Below are 17,337 nucleotides of genomic sequence, written 5' to 3' on the forward strand. Positions count from 1 at the left end.
GGAAATGCTTTCCAACTGTGGGAGCGAGCCTGCTAGCGATGAGGCCAGCACATTCAGCGCAGTACCGGCAAACTCGTCGTGGACTTGATCTCCGACAACGCCACAATCGAGTTCACTTCCTGAATCCCCGGCACCAGCGACAGCTTCTCGAAAAAGAACCGCTCATACGCCTCGATGTCAGCCGCGACGATTCGCAGCAGGAAATCCACCGCTCCCATCAGCACGTAACACTCCAGCACTTCGGGAAAGCCGCGAATCGCCTCGGTGAACTCAGTGAAGTTCGAACGGCCGTGGGCGTTGAGTTTGATCTCGGCGAAGATCTGCGTGTTCAGGCCGATCTTCTTGCGATCAAGCAAAGTCACCTGGCCACGAATGATCCCCTCCTCCTTCATCCGCTGAATCCGCCGCCAGCACGGCGATTGCGACAGACCCACCTGTTCGGCGATCTGTGCGCTGGACAAGGAAGCGTCCTCTTGCAGCAGGGCGAGAATGCGCCGGTCGTAGCTGTCCAGCTCGCTGTGCATAAATAATCCCCAAAATAAGCTAATGGCGAATTGATCAACCTTACCAATCGCCTGATCAGCTCATCTTAGACAAGAAATGCCCGGCATCGAATGTAAAAATTCCTCCACTGATTCCGGAGACCTGCCATGCCACACCTCGAAGCCGTGAACACCCCCGCGCCCCGTGCCGATGTGTGGAACGCCAGCAACGCCCATTGCCTTGCGCAATACCAGATCCTGGCCGAGGCCGAGCCGGATTTGCTGGTGCGGGTGCTGAACCTGTTCGCCTTGCAGTGCCTCACCCCGGAACAGGTGGATGTCCAGCGGCTGGACGACTTGCTGTCGATCGACATCGTCATGGGTGGCCTGAGCTGGCACCGCGCCCAGGTGATCGCGGAAAAACTTCGTAACCTGATCAGCGTCTGCTCGGTGAACCTGCAAAATCCCGACGCGGCATGGGATGCACCGGCGCAGGCGGCCGGCTGACAAGAACCGAAACGTCTTCGTCGGGTAGTGGCCCAACGGTCGGCGGGGCCACGACTATCCTTTGCGCACTGTCGTTCAAAAGGAGCCCGCATGTCCGTTCAACTCGCCACTCAGGACCGCTGGCTGGATCTCAATGAGGTACTGCGGGAGCTGGTCGCCCAAGGCTTCATCTGCCAGGACTCGGCGGAGCAAGCGCTCAACGCCCGGCGTCGGCATGCCGCCCACGGCCAGAAGCATCCGCTGGAATTCATCGCCAGCCAGCAACTGGACGATCTCAGCCGTCCGGGCAAACACCTCGACCTGGAAAGCCTGACCCTGTGGCTGGCGCAGCAGGCCGGCCAGCCGTACCTGCGAATCGATCCGCTGAAGATCAACGTCGCCGCCATCACGCCGCTGATGTCCTATGCCTTTGCGCAGCGCCACAAGATCCTCGCGGTGTCGGTCGACCGCGACGCGGTCACCGTGGCCAGCGCCCAGCCCTACGTCAGCGGCTGGGAGGCCGATCTGACTCACGTGCTGAAACTGCCGATCAAACGGGTGGTGGCCAACCCGGCGGACATTCAGCGTTTCAGCGTCGAATTCTTCCGCCTCGCCAAATCGGTCAGCGGCGCCAGCAATGCCGATGCGCAGGGCGGCAACCTCGGCAACTTCGAACAACTGCTCAACCTCGGCGCCAGCGATCAGGAACCGGACGCCAACGACGCGCACATCGTCAACATCGTCGACTGGCTGTTCCAGTACGCCTTCCAGCAACGGGCCAGCGATATCCACATCGAACCCCGGCGCGAGCAAGGCACGGTGCGTTTTCGCATCGACGGCGTGCTGCACAACGTCTATCAATTCCCGCCGCAGGTGACGATGGCCATCGTCAGCCGCCTGAAAAGCCTTGGCCGGATGAACGTCGCCGAGAAGCGCAAACCTCAGGACGGCCGGGTCAAGACCAAGACTCCGGACGGCGGTGAAGTCGAGTTGCGGCTGTCGACCCTGCCCACCGCGTTCGGCGAAAAAATGGTCATGCGAATCTTCGACCCGGAGGTGCTGCTCAAGGATTTCGATCAACTTGGCTTTTCCGCCGACGACCTGCGGCGCTGGCAGGACATGACCCGCCAGCCCAACGGCATCATCCTGGTCACCGGCCCGACCGGTTCCGGCAAGACCACTACGCTGTACACCACGCTGAAAAAACTGGCGACCCCGGAGGTCAACCTCTGCACCATCGAGGACCCGATCGAGATGGTCGAGCCGGCCTTCAACCAGATGCAGGTCCAGCACAACATCGACCTGACGTTCGCCGCCGGCGTGCGGGCGCTGATGCGGCAAGACCCGGACATCATCATGATCGGCGAGATCCGCGACCTGGAAACCGCCGAAATGGCGATCCAGGCGGCGCTGACCGGGCACCTGGTGCTCTCGACCCTGCACACCAACGACGCGCCGAGCGCCATCAGCCGTCTGCTGGAACTCGGCGTGCCGCATTACCTGATCAAGGCCACCGTGCTTGGCGTGATGGCGCAACGCCTGGTGCGCACCCTGTGTCCGCACTGCAAGGCGCCGCTGACGCTGGACGAAGAAGACTGGCAAACCCTGACCCGGCCGTGGCAGGCGCCGCTGCCGGGCAATGCGCAACGGGCCATCGGTTGCCTGGAGTGTCGCGACACCGGTTATCACGGGCGCGCCGGGGTCTACGAAATCATGCAACTGAGCGACAGCCTCAAGGCCTTGATCAGCCCCGACACCGATCTCACCGCGATCCGTCGGCAAGCGTTCAAGGAAGGCATGCGCAGCCTGCGATTGTCCGGCGCGCAGAAAGTCGCGGCGGGGCTGACAACTCTTGAAGAAGTATTGCGGGTGACACCACAGAGCGAGCAGAAATAGCCTCTCACGGAACCGGATCGGCGTTACGACGATCCAACCCGTTATTCAACACCAGTGGAGTCACCCAACATGCGTCTCAAACTTGCTGTCGCCACCCTCGCCTTGCTGTCCCTCCCTGTTGGTTCAGCGATGGCCGACAGCTTTTGGCGTAACGTCATTTCGTCCGGTGCCACTACCGGCTCGACCTACCTGACCTTCAAGGATCACAAACTGATCGTTGCCGCCCAGGACGACGCCGGCAGCTTCGTCGCCAGCGACGGCGGGATCCGTGGCCCGTACCTGGAAGCGGCGATGCAGAAAGTCCGCGCCGATAACCCGGGCCTGCAGGCAACGGACATGGAACTGGCGAACGCGATTCTGGCGAAGAACGCCGTGGCGTCGGAATAACCTTCCGGACAGACAAAAATGCCGCTCACACGAGCGGCGTTTTTTTGCCCGCTGTTCAGCGGTAATCGTCCACCGGCACGCAGGCGCAGAACAGGTTGCGGTCGCCGTAGACGTTATCCACGCGGTTCACCGCCGGCCAATATTTGTGCGCCTTGGTGTGTGCATCCGGCGTGATGCCCTGCTCGATGCTGTACGGCCGCTCCCACACGCCGGTGATATCGGCCAGGGTATGCGGCGCCCGTTTGAGCGGGTTGTCCTCGGCCGGCCAGTTGCCGTTCTGCACCTCGGTGATTTCTGCACGGATGCTCAGCATCGCACCGATGAAGCGATCCAGTTCGGCCTTGGACTCGCTTTCGGTCGGCTCGACCATCAAGGTGCCCGGCACCGGGAACGACATGGTCGGCGCGTGGAAGCCGTAATCCATCAGGCGCTTGGCGACGTCTTCCTCGCTGATGCCGGTCTGCGCTTTCAGCGGCCGCAGATCCAGAATGCATTCATGGGCGACCCGCTCGTTGCGCCCGGTGTAGAGCACCGGAAAGGCACCGGACAGATGCTGCGCCAGGTAATTCGCCGCGAGGATCGCCACCTCGCTGGCATCCGCCAGTTGTGGCCCCATCATCGCGATGTACATCCAACTGATTGGCAGAATGCTCGCACTGCCCCACGGCGCGGCACTGACCGCACCGTTCTGCGGTTGCGGTCCGTCAATCGGAATCACCGGATGGTTGGCAACGAATGGCGCCAGATGCGCACGCACACCAATCGGCCCCATGCCCGGCCCGCCTCCGCCGTGGGGTATGCAGAAGGTCTTGTGCAGGTTCATGTGTGACACGTCGGCGCCAATGTCCGCCGGCCGCGCCAACCCGACTTGGGCATTGAGGTTGGCGCCGTCCATGTACACCTGGCCGCCGTGCTGGTGGATAACTTCGCAGATTTCGCTGATGCCTTCCTCGTACACGCCGTGGGTCGACGGGTAGGTCGCCATCAGGCACGACAGCTTGGCCCCAGCTTCGGACGCCTTGGCTTTCAAATCCTCCAGATCAACGTTGCCCGCCTCATCGCACTCAACGATCACCACGCGCATCCCGGCCATCTGCGCCGAGGCCGGGTTGGTGCCGTGGGCCGAAGAAGGAATCAGGCAGATATCCCGCCCGCCCTGCTGGCGGCTCTCGTGGTATTTGCGGATTGCCAGCAACCCGGCGTACTCGCCCTGGGCGCCGGAGTTGGGCTGCATGCAGATTGCATCGAACCCGGTGATCGCACACAGCCAGCGCTCCAGTTCCTCGATCATCAGCGTGTACCCGACTGCCTGCTCGCGGGGCACGAACGGGTGCAGGTTGGCGAATTGCGGCCAGGTGATCGGGATCATTTCGCTGGTGGCGTTGAGTTTCATGGTGCAGGAGCCCAGCGGAATCATCGACTGGTTAAGCGCCAGATCCTTGTTCTCCAGTTGCTTGAGGTAGCGCAGCATCTCGGTTTCGCTGTGGTGGGCGTTGAACACCGGATGACGCAGGTACGGCGTGCTGCGTTGCAGCGTGTCGGGAATGCCGGAGGCCAGCGTTTCAGCGTCGAGATCAGCGACGTTCAACCCGTGATCGGCGCCCAGCAGCACATCGAACAGTCTGGCCACGGTGCTTTCATCACAAGTCTCGTCAAGGCTCAGACCCAGTCGACCACGACCGAGGATGCGCAGGTTGATCTGCGCGGCCCGAGCGCTTTCGATGATCGCGGTTTGCGCCCCGCCCACGTCCAGCGTGAGGGTGTCGAAGAAGTGTTGGTTGAGGCGCTGGATGCCATGGCGGTCGAGCCCGGCGGCGAGAATGCAGGTCAGCCGGTGCACGCGCTGGGCGATTCGTTTCAGTCCTTCCGGGCCGTGATAGACCGCATAGAAACTGGCGATGTTGGCCAACAGGACCTGGGCAGTGCAGATGTTCGAATTGGCCTTCTCCCGACGAATATGCTGCTCGCGGGTTTGCAGGGCCATGCGCAGCGCGACGTTGCCACGGGCATCTTTCGATACGCCGATGATCCGCCCCGGTATCGCTCGTTTGTATTCCTCGCGGCTGGCGAAAAACGCCGCGTGCGGCCCGCCGTAACCCATCGGCACGCCAAAGCGCTGGGATGAACCGAACACCACATCGGCACCCAGTTCGCCCGGCGGGGTCAGCAGCAACAGACTCAACAGGTCGGTCGCCACGCAGGCCAGCGCCTGCTGCGCGTGCAGGTGATCGATCAAGGGTCGCAGGTCACGGATCTCGCCGTGGGTGTCGGGGTATTGCAGCAATGCGCCGAATACCTGGTGCTGCTTCAAGTTATCCACAGCGTCGACGATCAGCTCGAAGCCGAAGCCTTCGGCGCGGGTCTGCACCACGGAAATGGTCTGGGGATGACAGTTTTCGTCGACGAAGAACAGATTGCTCTTCGACTTCGCCACGCGCTTGGCCAGGGCCATGGCTTCCGCCGCAGCGGTGGCTTCATCGAGCAGGGAGGCGTTGGCCAGTTCCAGACCGGTGAGGTCGATGGTGAGTTGCTGAAAGTTGAGCAACGCTTCGAGCCGGCCCTGAGCGATTTCCGGTTGATAAGGCGTGTAAGCCGTGTACCAACCGGGATTTTCCAGCACGTTGCGCAGGATGACGGTCGGGGTCAGGGTGCCGTGGTAGCCCATGCCGATCAGGCTGGTCCAGACCTGGTTCTGTTCGGCATAACCACGCAGTTTGGCCAGCGCTGCCTGCTCGTCCAGCGCCGGCGGCAGGTCCAGCTCGCGGTTGAGGCGAATGCCCGGCGGCACGGTCTGTTCGATTAGTTCGACCCGGCTGCCGAGGCCGAGGCTGTCGAGCATCGCCTGTTGCTCGGCGGCATCGGGGCCGAGGTGGCGGCGCAGAAAGGCATGGGGATCGCGTAACTGGCTCAGGGATGGCAACTGGGACATGACGGGCTCTCTCTTGGCTGGCGGCTCAGCGTCAATGCAACACGGTCAAACCAGCATAGCAGCCACCCCGAAGGCCAAAGTCCCGGGCAGAAAAAAGCCCCGACGGGTCGGGGCTTTGGAGTCTCGCCTGCAGCTTACTCGCCGATGGCAGCCTTGTAGGCGGCAGCGTCGAGCAGCTTGTCCAGCTCGGCCTTGTCGCTTGGCTTGAGCTTGAAGATCCACGCGGCGTACGGATCGTTGTTCAGTTCTTCCGGCGAACCGGCCAAGTCTTCGTTGACGGCAATCACTTCGCCACCGACCGGAGAGTAGATGTCGGAAGCGGCCTTGACCGACTCGACGACACCGGCGGTATCACCGGCGGCGAACACCTTGCCCACTTCTGCCTGCTCGACAAACACCACATCACCCAACGCTTCCTGGGCGTGATCGCTGATGCCCACAGTGACGGTGCCGTCGGCTTCAAGGCGCGCCCATTCATGACTTTCGGCAAAACGCAGTTCAGCTGGGATGTTGCTCATGCTCGGTGTCCTCAAGAAATTGTCAGCGGTCGTGCCCGCCGGAAAAGGTTTAGATCAGGGTTTTGCCATGGCGTACGAAGGTCGGTTTGACCACGCGTACCGGATACCACTTGCCACGGATTTCCACTTCGGCGCGGTCGGCAGTCGCCATCGGTACACGCGCCAGGGCAATCGACTTGCTAAGCGTAGGAGAGAAACTACCACTGGTGATCTCCCCTTCGCCAACATCAGCGATACGAACGACCTGATGGGCCCGCAAAACCCCGCGCTCCTCAAGCACCAGACCGACCAGTTTGTGCTGCACACCAACGGCTTTTTCCGCCTCCAGCGCATCGCGACCGATGAAGCGGCGCGTGGCCGGCTCCCAGGCGATGCTCCAGGCCATGTTCGAGGCCAGTGGCGAAATGTCCTGATGGATGTCCTGACCGTAGAGGTTCATGCCGGCTTCGACCCGCAGCGTGTCGCGAGCGCCGAGACCAATGGGGGAAATGCCGGCGCCCACCAGATCGTTGAAGAATCCGGGGGCCTGATCGGCTGGCAGGGCGATTTCCAGACCGTCCTCACCGGTGTAGCCGGTGCGCGCGATGAACCAGTCGCCGTCGACGTGGCCTTCGAAAGGCTTGAGCATCTGGATCAGGTTGGCGCGGGACTGGGTCACCAGTTCGGCAATCTTGTGCCGGGCATGGGGGCCTTGAATGGCGAGCATCGCCAGCTCGGAGCGTTCGTGCATTTGCACATCGAAGCTGCCCAGCTGTGCCTGCATCCAGGCCAGGTCCTGATCGCGAGTGGAGGCGTTGACCACCAGACGATAACCGTCTTCGAGGCGGTAGACGATCATGTCGTCGACGATGCCGCCGCGCTCGTTGAGCATGGTGCTGTACAACGCACGGCCGGGGCTGTGCAGGCGTTCGACGTCATTGGCCAGCAAATGCTGAAGCCAGGCCTTGGCCTGGGGGCCGGTGACATCGATCACGGTCATGTGGGAAACATCGAACACCCCGCAATCGCGACGCACCTCGTGGTGCTCCTCGACCTGCGAGCCGTAATGCAGGGGCATGTCCCAACCGCCAAAATCGACCATCTTCGCGCCGAGGGCGAGATGCAGGTCATACAGAGGCGTGCGCTGTCCCATGGGTTTCTCCTTCCGGGCGTGGCGAAGGTGCGGAGCGCTGCTGCACGGTTCGGAAAGCCCTGTAAAAAAGGGCCTTCAGCCGATTTCAGCGACAGGGTCTGTCAGACGGACCGCACCGAATGCCGCGCATTGTAGCCGCATGATTCAGGACTGACGACTAAGTGTTTCTGTGCGCCGAGCGCCGGATCAAACCGATAACCGGCAGCAGACCGACCAATACCAGGGTCAGCGCCGGCAATGACGCCCTTGCCCATTCGCCTTCGCTAGTCATTTCGAAGATCCGCACCGCCAGTGTGTCCCAGCCAAACGGGCGCATCAGCAGGGTCGCGGGCATTTCCTTGAGCACATCGACGAACACCAGCAACGCCGCGCTGAGCGTGCCGGGCAGTAACAGCGGCAGATACACTTTGAAAAACAGTCGCGGCCCACTGACACCCAGGCTACGTGCCGCTTCAGGCAAAGAGGGCCGTATACGCGCCAGACTGCTTTCCAGAGGCCCATAGGCCACCGCCACGAAACGCACCAGATACGCCAGCAGCAGCGCCGCCAGACTGCCCAGCAGCAACGGTTTGCCCGCCCCGCCGAGCCAGCCGGACAGCGGAATCACCAGCTCCCGGTCCAGATAACTGAACGCCAGCATGATCGACACCGCCAGCACCGAGCCCGGCAAGGCATAACCGAGATTGGCCAGACCGACTGCGGAGTTGATCGTCCGGGTCGGCGCCAGACGCCGGGCGAAGGCCAGCAACATCGCCACGCTGACCGTGATCAGCGCCGCCATGCCGCCCAAATACAACGTATGGAGAATCAGCCCGGCGTAGCGCTCATCCAGGTCGAAGCGCCCGCGCTGCCAGAACCACACCACCAGTTGCAGCACCGGAATGACAAATGCGCAGGCGAACACCAGACCGCACCAACCGGTCGCCGCCCAGGCCTTGGGCCCGCGCAGGTGATACAGCGCCTTGACCCGTGGCCGCTCGTTACTCGCCCGATTGGCGCCGCGCGCGCGACGTTCGCCGTACAACACCAGCATCACCACCAGCAGCAACAGGCTGGCCAGTTGCGCAGCGCTGGGCAGACTGAAAAAGCCGTACCAGGTCTTGTAGATGGCAGTGGTGAAGGTGTCGAAGTTGAACACCGACACCGCACCGAAATCCGCCAGCGTTTCCATCAGTGCCAGCGCCACACCAGCACCGATGGCCGGCCGCGCCATCGGCAATGCGACACGCCAGAACGCTTGCCACGGTGACTGACCGAGCACTCGCGCCGCTTCCATCAGGCCCTTGCCCTGAGCCAGGAACGCAGTACGCGCCAATAGATAAACGTAGGGATAAAACACCAGCACCAGCACCAGAATCACGCCACCGGTGGAGCGCACTCGCGGCAGGCGCAGGCCGCTGCCGAACCATTCGCGCAGCAGGGTTTGCACGGGGCCTGCGAAGTCCAGCAGTCCGACGAAGACGAATGCCAGCACGTAGGCCGGGATGGCGAACGGCAGCATCAGCGCCCAGTCGAGCCAGCGCCGCCCGGGGAACTCGCAGAGGCTGGTGAGCCAGGCGAGGCTTACGCCGATCAGCGTTACGCCGACGCCAACGCCGAGGACCAGCGTCAGGGTGTTGCCCAGCAGGCGCGGCATCTGGGTTTCCCACAGGTGGGACCAGATCTGGTGATCGATGGTCTGCCACGAGAGCAGGAGCACGCTGAGGGGGAGCAGCACCAACGCGGCGATGGCGAAGACGATGGGGTACCAGCGGCGTTGGGCGGGGTGGGCCACTTTTGGGTCTCTAAGGGATTTTTTGGTGTTGTTCAGCTGAGTGTTTCAAGTGGGGATTGCTGCCCTCACCCTAACCCTCTCCCGGAGGGAGAGGGGACTGACCGTGTTGTTCATTCGCTATACATCGACCTGAGATATCGCGTCGAACTCAGGATTCGAATTCGGCGCAAATCGGCTCCCTCTCCCTCCGGGCGGTCCGACGTTTCGGGAGGGCTGGGGTGAGGGCAGCGATCTTAAGCGAACACAGCAACCGGCAACATACTCAGTTCCAACCCGCCCGATCCATCATCCGGATCGCTTCAGCCTGACGCTTGCCCGCCACTTCAACCGGCAGCGTATCTGCCACGAACTGGCCCCACGCCGCCACTTCTTCCGAAGGCTTCACCGCCGGATTCGCCGGGAACTCCTGGTTCACATCGGCAAAGATCTTCTGCGCCTCAGGCGTGGTCATCCACTCGACCAAAGCCTTGGCCGCTTCCGGGTGCGGCGCATGTTTGGTCAGGCCGATGCCCGACAGGTTGACGTGTACGCCACGATCCGCCTGATTCGGCCAGAACAGTTTCACCGGCAGTTCCGGCTTCTGCTTGTGCAGGCGACCGTAGTAGTAGGTGTTGACGATGCCGACGTCGCACTGGCCGGCATTGATCGCTTCCAGCACCGCGACGTCGTCGGAGAACACGTCGGTGGACAGGTTGTTGACCCAGCCCTTGAGGATCTGCTCGGTCTTCTCGGCGCCGTGGACTTCGATCATGGTGGCGGTCAGCGACTGGTTGTAGACCTTCTTCGCCGTGCGCAGGCACAGGCGACCTTCCCAGTTCTTGTCGGCCAATGCTTCGTAGGTGGTCAGTTCGCCCGGTTTCACCCGTTCGGTGGAGTAGGCGATGGTCCGCGCGCGCAGGCTCAGGCCCGTCCAGGCGTGGGTGGACGAGCGATATTGCAGGGGAATGTTGGTGTCGATGGTTTTCGAGGTGAACGGCTGGAGAATGCCCATCTGCTCGGCCTGCCAGAGGTTGCCGGCATCGACAGTCAAAAGCAGGTCGGCGGTGGCGTTCTCGCCTTCGGCCTTGATCCGCTGCATCAGCGGCGCTTCCTTGTCGGTGATGAACTTGATCTTCACCCCGGTCTTGGCGGTGTAGGCATCGAACACCGGCTTGATCAGCTCATCGATACGCGAGGAGTAGACCACCACCTCGTCGGCGGCCTGGGCGGCGGTGCTGCCGATCAGGGTCAGGGCCAGTGCGGTCAGAACACGCTTGGATGCCAACATGGGAGCGGTCTCTCGGTCGGGAAAAGTGGCCCAAATGATAAGGACTCACATTTACCAGCTCAATCGAACACTTTCCCAAGGAGTTACCAGATGTTGCACAACATTTGTCAGGCCTTGGCCAAGGCCGGCAAGTCGCCGGTCAGCCCCAATGCTTCACGCACGAACAACGCCTTGGCCTCAGGCATCTGCTCGACGATTTTCAGTCCGGTGTTGCGCAGCCAGCGCAGCGGCAGCGGATCGGCCTGGAACAGCCGCTCGAAGCCTTCCATCGCCGCCATCAGCGCCAGATTGTGCGGCATGCGCCGGCGTTCGTAGCGGCTCAGGACTTTCACGTCCGCCAGGCGTTCGCCGCGTTCGTTGGCCTGCAACAAGACTTCGGCCAGCACCGCGGCGTCAAGGAAGCCGAGATTCACGCCCTGCCCCGCCAACGGGTGAATGGTGTGCGCGGCATCGCCGATCAGCGCCAGGCCTTCGGCCACGTAGCGTTTGGCGTGGCGTTGACGTAACGGCACACACAGGCGCGGGTCGGCGCTGATGACCTCGCCGAGGCAACCTTCGAACGCGCGCTCCAGCTCGCGGCAGAAATCCGCCTCATCCAGCGCCATCAGCCGTTCGGCTTCGCTCGGCGTGGTCGACCAGACGATCGAGCACCAGTCCTGCTGCCCACCACGCCCCAGCGGCAGAAACGCCAGCGGCCCGTGATCGGTGAAACGCTGCCACGCGGTCATGCGGTGCGGCTTGCTGCTGCGCACGCTGGAGACGATGGCGTGGTGCAAGTAATCCCATTCGCGGGTGGCGACGCCGGTCAGACGGCGCACCGCGGAGTTGGCGCCGTCCGCCGCGATCACCAGCGGCGCGCGCAAGGTGCGGCCATCGGCCAGGGTCAGCAGCCAGTCGTCACCGGAACGGCGCATCTGCTCCAGCCGCGCGTTGGCCAGCAGGCCCATATCGCAATCATGCAAACGGTCGAGCAAGGCATCCTGCACTACGCGATTTTCGACGATATGGCCGAGCACATCGGCGTGCACGCTGCTGGCCGAGAAGTGGATCTGGCCGGTGCCGCTGCCGTCCCAGACGTGCATGTCGGTGTAGGGGCTGCTGCGTCGATTGACGATGCCGTCCCACACGCCGAGGCGATCGAGGATCCGCTGGCTGGCGGCCGACAGTGCGCTCACCCGTAGCTCGAACGGCGCATCGCCGTCGAAGGGTTTGACGCTCAACGGGCTGCCGTCGAGCAGCAGGACTTCCAGCCCGCTGCCCTGCAACGCCAGCGCCAGGGCACTGCCGACCATTCCGGCTCCGACAATCAGCACATCCGCGCGCATTTCCATGCTTTAAGCCTGTCTCGCTGGCGGCTTGAGCCGCACGTAAAGGGTTTTACCGACCCGCGCCACCAGGTTGCCGGCGCCGTCATGAATGTCGACCTGCAACTGCGGCAGGTATTTCTCGCCACTGGCGGTCTGCCGACGGATCTCGTCGAGCAGGGTGTCGTCGATGTTGAACCGGGCGAACACCGGGCCTTTGCCCGGCGATATGAAATCAATGTCGGCGGCCTTGTCCCAGACGATGTACCGCGAGCCGAGGTTTTCCATGAGCATCAACATGAAGAACGGGTCGACCATCGAATACAGACTGCCGCCAAACTGGGTGCCGACGTAATTGCGGTTGTACCAGCCCAGGCCCATCGAGACCCGGATGTCACGAAAGTCATCGCTGATGTGCTGCACCCGGACACCGGCGCCGAAGTACGGCGGGTAGAGCGTCATGATCCAGCGCATCAGCCGCGCCTTGCCAAACCGTCTGATCAGCCACTCACGCATCCGGCCGCGTCCCCAGCCCCATGGCCTGACGGGCGAACCAGCGTTTGGCCGGCGGCAGCAGATCGAGGCCGAGCAGGCCGATGTTGCGCCCCAGCGACACCAGCGGCTGAGTACTGCCGAACAGGCGCGTGACCTGATCGGAGAAGCCGACGGTGAGGTCCTGATCGAGACGCTGACGCTCGCGATAGGCCTGCAACGTGGCGAAATCCCCCAGCGGTTTGTCGCTGGCCAGCAGCGCGGCGGCCAAGGCATCGGCATCGCGCAGGGACAGGTTGAAACCCTGCCCGGCAATTGGGTGCAGGCTGTGGGCGGCGTTGCCGAGAACGGCCAGATGCGAACGCACCTGCTCTTCGGCTTCCACCAGCGACAGCGGATACAGATGCCGCGCGCCAACCTGTTTCAGAGTGCCGAGACGGTAGCCGAACACACCTTGCAGCTCGCTGAGGAAATCACGCTCGCTCAGGTCGGCCAGACGTTGCGCGTCCATGCCCAGACGGGTCCAGACCAGCGCGCAGCGGTTTTCCGGCAGCGGCAACAGGGCCATCGGGCCTTCGTCGGTGAAGCGCTCGAAGGCCATGCCGTTGTGCGCTTCGCTCGGGGTGATGTTGGCGATCAGCGCGCTCTGGTTGTACGGGCGCTTGCGCACGTTGATGCCCAGTTGCTCGCGCAGACCGGAACGGCCGCCATCGGCGAGCACCGCCAGATCGCATTCGACCGTGGTTTCATCGTTGAGGGTCAGCCGATAGCCGTCGGGCAGCGGCTCCATGCGGGAAACTTCCGCCGGGCAGCGCCAACTGATCACGTCTTTGTCGAGGTGCTGCCACAGGCACTGGCCGAGCCAGGCGTTTTCCACCACATAGCCGAGCGCCGGGACGCCCTCTTCCATCGCCGACAGACGAGCAGTGGAGAAACGACCACGGTCGGACACATGAATCTGCTTGATCGGCTCGGCGCGGCGGGAGATTTCCTGCCACACGCCCAGCCGCTGATAAATCTGCCGCGAGCCGAAGGACAGCGCCGAAGAGCGCGCGTCGTAGCTTGGCTGCCAGGTGTCACCGGGGGCGAACGGTTCGATCAGCACGATCTTCCAGCCACGGGCCTTGGCCCCGGCCTGCAAGGCCAACGCCAGACTGGCGCCAACCAGACCGCCACCGATGATTGCCAGATTGACCCGACTCATGCCGCGCAGGTCCGTGCTTGCGCCATCAGGGCTTCGATCTCGGCGACGGTTTTCGGCACGCCGCCGGTCAGGATTTCACAACCGCTCTTGGTCACTACCACGTCATCCTCGATGCGCACGCCAATGCCGCGCCATTTCTTCGCTACGTTCTGATTGTCCGGGGCGATGTAGATGCCCGGCTCCACCGTCAGCGCCATGCCGACTTCCAGCACCCGCCATTCGCCGCCGACCTTGTATTCGCCGACGTCATGCACATCCATCCCCAGCCAGTGGCCGGCGCGGTGCATGTAAAACGCCTTGTAGGCCTCGGAGGCGATCAATTCGTCGACTTCGCCCTGCAACAGCCCCAGCTTCACCAGCCCGGTGGTGATGACCCGAACCGTGGCTTCGTGCGCCTGGTTCCAGTGTTTGTTCGGAGCGATTTCGGCGAATGCCGCTTCCTGCGAGGCCAGGACCAATTCGTAGATCGCTTTCTGCTCGGCGGAAAACTTGCCGTTGACCGGCCAGGTGCGTGTGATGTCGCTGGCGTAGCAGTCGATCTCGCAACCGGCGTCGATCAGCACCAGATCGCCGTCCTTGAGCAACGCGTCATTCTGCTGGTAATGCAGGATGCAGCTGTTGCGCCCGGCAGCGACGATCGAACCATAAGCTGGCATCTTCGCCCCGCCCTTGCGGAACTCGTAATCCAGTTCGGCTTCGAGGCTGTACTCGTACAGCCCGGCACGACTGGCCTGCATCGCCCGGATGTGAGCCTGGGCGGAAATCCGCGCGGCCTCGCGCATCACCTTCACTTCTGCCGCCGATTTATACAGGCGCATGTCGTGCAGCAGGTGATCCAGGGCAACGAATTCGTTCGGCGGCTGGGCGCCGAGGTGCGCCTTGGAGCGGATCACGTTGATCCAGTCCATCAGGTGGCGGTCGAATTCCGGGTTGCTGCCCATGGCCGAATACACCCGGTCGCGGCCTTCGATCAGGCCCGGCAGAATGTCGTCGATGTCAGTGATGGGGAAGGCGTCGTCGGCGCCGAAATCGCGGATCGCGCCTTCCTGGCCGGCGCGCAGGCCGTCCCAGAGTTCCCGTTCGGCGTTGCGTTCACGGCAGAACAGCACGTACTCGCCGTGTTCGCGACCGGGCATCAGGACGATGACCGCCTGTGGCTCGGGGAAACCGCTGAGGTACTGGAAGTCGCTGTCCTGGCGATAGACGTGCTCGACGTCGCGGTTGCGGATGGCGACCGCCGCGGCCGGCAGGATCGCGATGCTGTTGGGTTCCATCTGCGCCATCAGCGCCTTGCGGCGCCGGGCGTATTCCGCTTTCGGGATATGGATCATGGGCAGATGGCTTTCCCTGGCACGCGATCAGTGCAGCGACGGCTTGGCCGCTGGCGGCACGTCGGCCTTTTTGGTTTCGGAGAACAGCAGCAGCGGAGCGACACGCAGGTACTCCATGACTTCCATATAGTCGCTTTCGCCGTCTTCGGATTCTTCCAGTGCGTCTTGCACCTGGGAGATCGCTGCAAGATCCTGCAACACTTCGGTGGCCTCGGTGCTCAGCATGCTGCTGTCGCGGCAGTTCAGGCCGAACCCGGTGAGGAAGCCCTGGCACCATTCGCCCAGCGCGGCGGCACGCTCGGCCAGAGGCGTGTCATCGTTCGGCAACAGCAGAACCACGGTGACGTCGTCGCCGGTGAGTTCGCTCTTGACCATCTCCTGCAGACCGATCAGCGCGTTGCGGACGTTGTCCTGCGGCTCGCTTTCGAGCAGCTCGGCGGCATCGATCAGCCACTCTTCGGCATTGAAGCCGGCGCCGGCGCAACTGCGCCCCAGCAACAGGCCGTGCAGTTCGGCAGGCGAAACGGAATGACCGCTGGATTTCAGCAGGGTGGCAAAGCCTTGGTACGGGGAATTCTGAATGGGCATGGGCAGCTAGGCGCCAGACGGCGCTATGTCTAGAATGAAGGCCTTGTATCCTACATCGACAGACTCGCCAAGACCATTAAAGGCTGTCCGCCAGCCAAACCCATCAGACCGAACCAGTGGACACAATGGAAGACACCGACCTGCAAGCGCTGATGGCCAGACTCGAACTGCTGATTACCCGAGTCGAGCAACTAAAGAGTCAAAATGCACTCTTACTTGCTCAGGAAAAGACCTGGCGCGAGGAACGCGCGCACCTCATTGAAAAAAACGAAATCGCCCGGCGTAAGGTCGAATCGATGATTTCGCGCCTCAAGGCCCTGGAGCAAGACTCATGAGTTCAAGCAATAGCGTTACCGTGCAGATCCTCGACAAAGAGTATTCGATCATCTGCCCCCAGGAAGAGCGCAGCAATCTGATCAGCGCCGCCCGCTACCTGGACGGCAAGATGCGCGAGATCCGCAGCAGCGGCAAAGTCATCGGCGCCGACCGCATCGCCGTGATGGCCGCGCTGAACATCACCCACGACCTCTTGCACAAAGAAGAGCGCCCGGACATCCAGGCCAGCGGTTCGACCCGTGAACAGGTGCGTGACTTGCTCGATCGTGTCGATCTGGTGCTGGCGACCGATCCGGACGTCACCAAGGGCTGATTCGCCAAGCCGCTTGAGTTATACTCGCCGCACTCCCTGGGGTGCTTGCCAGTTGACGATGTCCCTGAGCCGATTTGCACTACCCTGGGGGTTGCACGTTGGGCTGGTGTGCATGTCCGCCAGACGGAAAGCCTTAAAGCCTACTGCATCCTCCACCTTGAACTCTCGGGTTCAAGGGCTAAGTCGACAGCGGCTCATCCGGGGAGCCTGATTCGAATCCGATGCCGGTGCATGCCGGCATCGGATTTTTTATGCGTACGTTTTCGTCCCCACCCTGCCGAAGCCGAACCATGACCGAACCCGCGTTGCTGCCCCGCCCCCAACTGCGCCGCCTGCTGCGCAAGGCCCGTCGCTCGTTGACGCGAAGCGAGCAGCGCCAGGCCGCCGAAGGTCTGTACAGGCAACTGGCACAAGACCCGCACTTTCGCCGGGCGAGACACATTTCCCTGTACCTGCCCACCGACGGTGAAATCGACCCGCGCCTGTTGCTGCGCGCTGCCCAGCGTCGCGGCAAGAAAACCTACCTGCCGGTGCTCAGTGCCTGGCCACGAACCAAAATGGTCTTTCAGCAGATCCGCCCCGGCGAAAAGCTCAAACCCAACCGTTTCCGCATTCTTGAGCCGCGCGCCAATCTGGCCCGTCAGCGCAAGGTCTGGGCACTGGATCTGGTGTTGTTGCCACTGGTGGGATTCGACGATGTCGGCGGGCGCTTGGGCATGGGCGGCGGATTCTACGACCGTAGCCTGGCCTATCTGGCCCGACGCCAGAACTGGCGCAAGCCGACGCTATTGGGCCTGGCCCATGAATGTCAGAAAGTCGAACGTCTCGCGCAAGCGAGCTGGGATGTACCGTTGCAGGGAACGGTGACAGACAAGGCGTGGTATTTCGCAGGATAGAC

Annotated in this window: 17 protein-coding genes and 1 other RNA gene; 7 read left to right on the plus strand and 11 right to left on the minus strand. The window is 62.7% G+C overall.

Annotated features, from left to right (window positions below; all coding sequences use genetic code 11):
* Nucleotides 1-53: 53 nt before the first annotated feature.
* The gene (locus tag CAF76_RS05230) at nt 54-524 is read right to left on the minus strand and encodes an Lrp/AsnC family transcriptional regulator (RefSeq protein ID WP_007951785.1); all 471 of its coding nucleotides are present in this window, start codon (nt 522-524) and stop codon (nt 54-56) included.
* A gap of 126 nt (nt 525-650) precedes the next feature.
* Here CAF76_RS05230 and CAF76_RS05235 point away from each other — a divergent pair, with 126 nt between their 5' ends.
* The 3 genes from CAF76_RS05235 to CAF76_RS05245 all read left to right on the plus strand — a co-directional run bounded on the left by CAF76_RS05235 (nt 651) and on the right by CAF76_RS05245 (nt 3,251).
* Nucleotides 651-989 carry a hypothetical protein gene (locus tag CAF76_RS05235; RefSeq protein WP_085647015.1) on the plus strand — a complete coding sequence of 113 codons (339 nt, stop codon included), beginning with the start codon at nt 651-653 and terminating at the stop codon, nt 987-989.
* Nucleotides 990-1,079: 90 nt separating this feature from the next.
* Nucleotides 1,080-2,864 (plus strand): GspE/PulE family protein, encoded by a 1,785-nt coding sequence (locus CAF76_RS05240; RefSeq protein WP_064379973.1) that lies wholly within the window; start codon nt 1,080-1,082, stop codon nt 2,862-2,864.
* A gap of 69 nt (nt 2,865-2,933) precedes the next feature.
* Nucleotides 2,934-3,251, plus strand: a complete 318-nt coding sequence (locus tag CAF76_RS05245; RefSeq protein ID WP_007951791.1) for a DUF2388 domain-containing protein — start codon at nt 2,934-2,936, stop codon at nt 3,249-3,251.
* Nucleotides 3,252-3,306: 55 nt separating this feature from the next.
* On the opposite strand, the gene gcvP is transcribed toward CAF76_RS05245, so the two are convergent.
* The 10 genes from gcvP to CAF76_RS05295 all read right to left on the minus strand — a co-directional run bounded on the left by gcvP (nt 3,307) and on the right by CAF76_RS05295 (nt 15,790).
* A complete protein-coding gene (gene gcvP, locus CAF76_RS05250; protein ID WP_085647016.1) occupies nt 3,307-6,180 on the minus strand; it encodes an aminomethyl-transferring glycine dehydrogenase in 2,874 nt (957 codons plus the stop codon).
* 134 nt (nt 6,181-6,314) lie between these two features.
* Complete coding sequence (gene gcvH / locus CAF76_RS05255; RefSeq protein ID WP_085647017.1) at nt 6,315-6,698, minus strand: glycine cleavage system protein GcvH; 384 nt, start codon at nt 6,696-6,698, stop codon at nt 6,315-6,317.
* A gap of 49 nt (nt 6,699-6,747) precedes the next feature.
* A complete protein-coding gene (gcvT, locus tag CAF76_RS05260) occupies nt 6,748-7,830 on the minus strand; it encodes a glycine cleavage system aminomethyltransferase GcvT (RefSeq protein WP_085647018.1) in 1,083 nt (360 codons plus the stop codon).
* A 157-nt stretch (nt 7,831-7,987) separates the two neighbouring features.
* Complete coding sequence (locus CAF76_RS05265) at nt 7,988-9,604, minus strand: iron ABC transporter permease (RefSeq protein ID WP_085647019.1); 1,617 nt, start codon at nt 9,602-9,604, stop codon at nt 7,988-7,990.
* Between the two features lie 262 nt (nt 9,605-9,866).
* Nucleotides 9,867-10,871, minus strand: a complete 1,005-nt coding sequence (locus CAF76_RS05270; RefSeq protein WP_064600272.1) for an extracellular solute-binding protein — start codon at nt 10,869-10,871, stop codon at nt 9,867-9,869.
* Nucleotides 10,872-10,978: 107 nt separating this feature from the next.
* The gene (locus CAF76_RS05275; protein ID WP_178076165.1) at nt 10,979-12,196 is read right to left on the minus strand and encodes a 2-octaprenyl-3-methyl-6-methoxy-1,4-benzoquinol hydroxylase; all 1,218 of its coding nucleotides are present in this window, start codon (nt 12,194-12,196) and stop codon (nt 10,979-10,981) included.
* Between the two features lie 9 nt (nt 12,197-12,205).
* Nucleotides 12,206-12,691, minus strand: coding sequence for a DUF4442 domain-containing protein (locus CAF76_RS05280; protein ID WP_064379962.1), 486 nt, complete (start codon nt 12,689-12,691; stop codon nt 12,206-12,208).
* Nucleotides 12,684-13,871, minus strand: coding sequence for a 2-octaprenyl-6-methoxyphenyl hydroxylase (gene ubiH, locus CAF76_RS05285; RefSeq protein ID WP_011336470.1), 1,188 nt, complete (start codon nt 13,869-13,871; stop codon nt 12,684-12,686). Before ubiH ends, CAF76_RS05280 begins: the two co-directional genes overlap by 8 nt.
* Entirely contained in the window at nt 13,868-15,202 is a 1,335-nt protein-coding gene (pepP, locus tag CAF76_RS05290; protein WP_039765352.1) for a Xaa-Pro aminopeptidase, read from the minus strand. Before pepP ends, ubiH begins: the two co-directional genes overlap by 4 nt.
* Before the next feature lie 27 nt (nt 15,203-15,229).
* On the minus strand, nt 15,230-15,790 hold the full coding sequence (locus tag CAF76_RS05295) for a YecA family protein (protein WP_085647021.1): 561 nt from the start codon (nt 15,788-15,790) through the stop codon (nt 15,230-15,232).
* A 125-nt stretch (nt 15,791-15,915) separates the two neighbouring features.
* Between CAF76_RS05295 and CAF76_RS05300 the strand changes: the two genes are divergently transcribed.
* From CAF76_RS05300 to CAF76_RS05315, 4 genes are all read left to right on the plus strand, one after another.
* Complete coding sequence (locus tag CAF76_RS05300) at nt 15,916-16,125, plus strand: TIGR02449 family protein (RefSeq protein ID WP_007940359.1); 210 nt, start codon at nt 15,916-15,918, stop codon at nt 16,123-16,125.
* Nucleotides 16,122-16,439 (plus strand): cell division protein ZapA, encoded by a 318-nt coding sequence (locus CAF76_RS05305; protein WP_039765346.1) that lies wholly within the window; start codon nt 16,122-16,124, stop codon nt 16,437-16,439. Before CAF76_RS05300 ends, CAF76_RS05305 begins: the two co-directional genes overlap by 4 nt.
* A gap of 30 nt (nt 16,440-16,469) precedes the next feature.
* Nucleotides 16,470-16,648, plus strand: a non-coding RNA gene (gene ssrS, locus CAF76_RS05310) — 6S RNA.
* An 81-nt stretch (nt 16,649-16,729) separates the two neighbouring features.
* Entirely contained in the window at nt 16,730-17,335 is a 606-nt protein-coding gene (locus tag CAF76_RS05315; RefSeq protein ID WP_064600281.1) for a 5-formyltetrahydrofolate cyclo-ligase, read from the plus strand.
* The last annotated feature ends 2 nt before the right edge of the window (nt 17,336-17,337 follow it).

The sequence above is a fragment of the Pseudomonas sp. B40(2017) genome, from assembly GCF_002112855.1.
In the GTDB taxonomy this organism is placed as follows: Bacteria; Pseudomonadota; Gammaproteobacteria; order Pseudomonadales; family Pseudomonadaceae; genus Aquipseudomonas; species Aquipseudomonas pharyngis.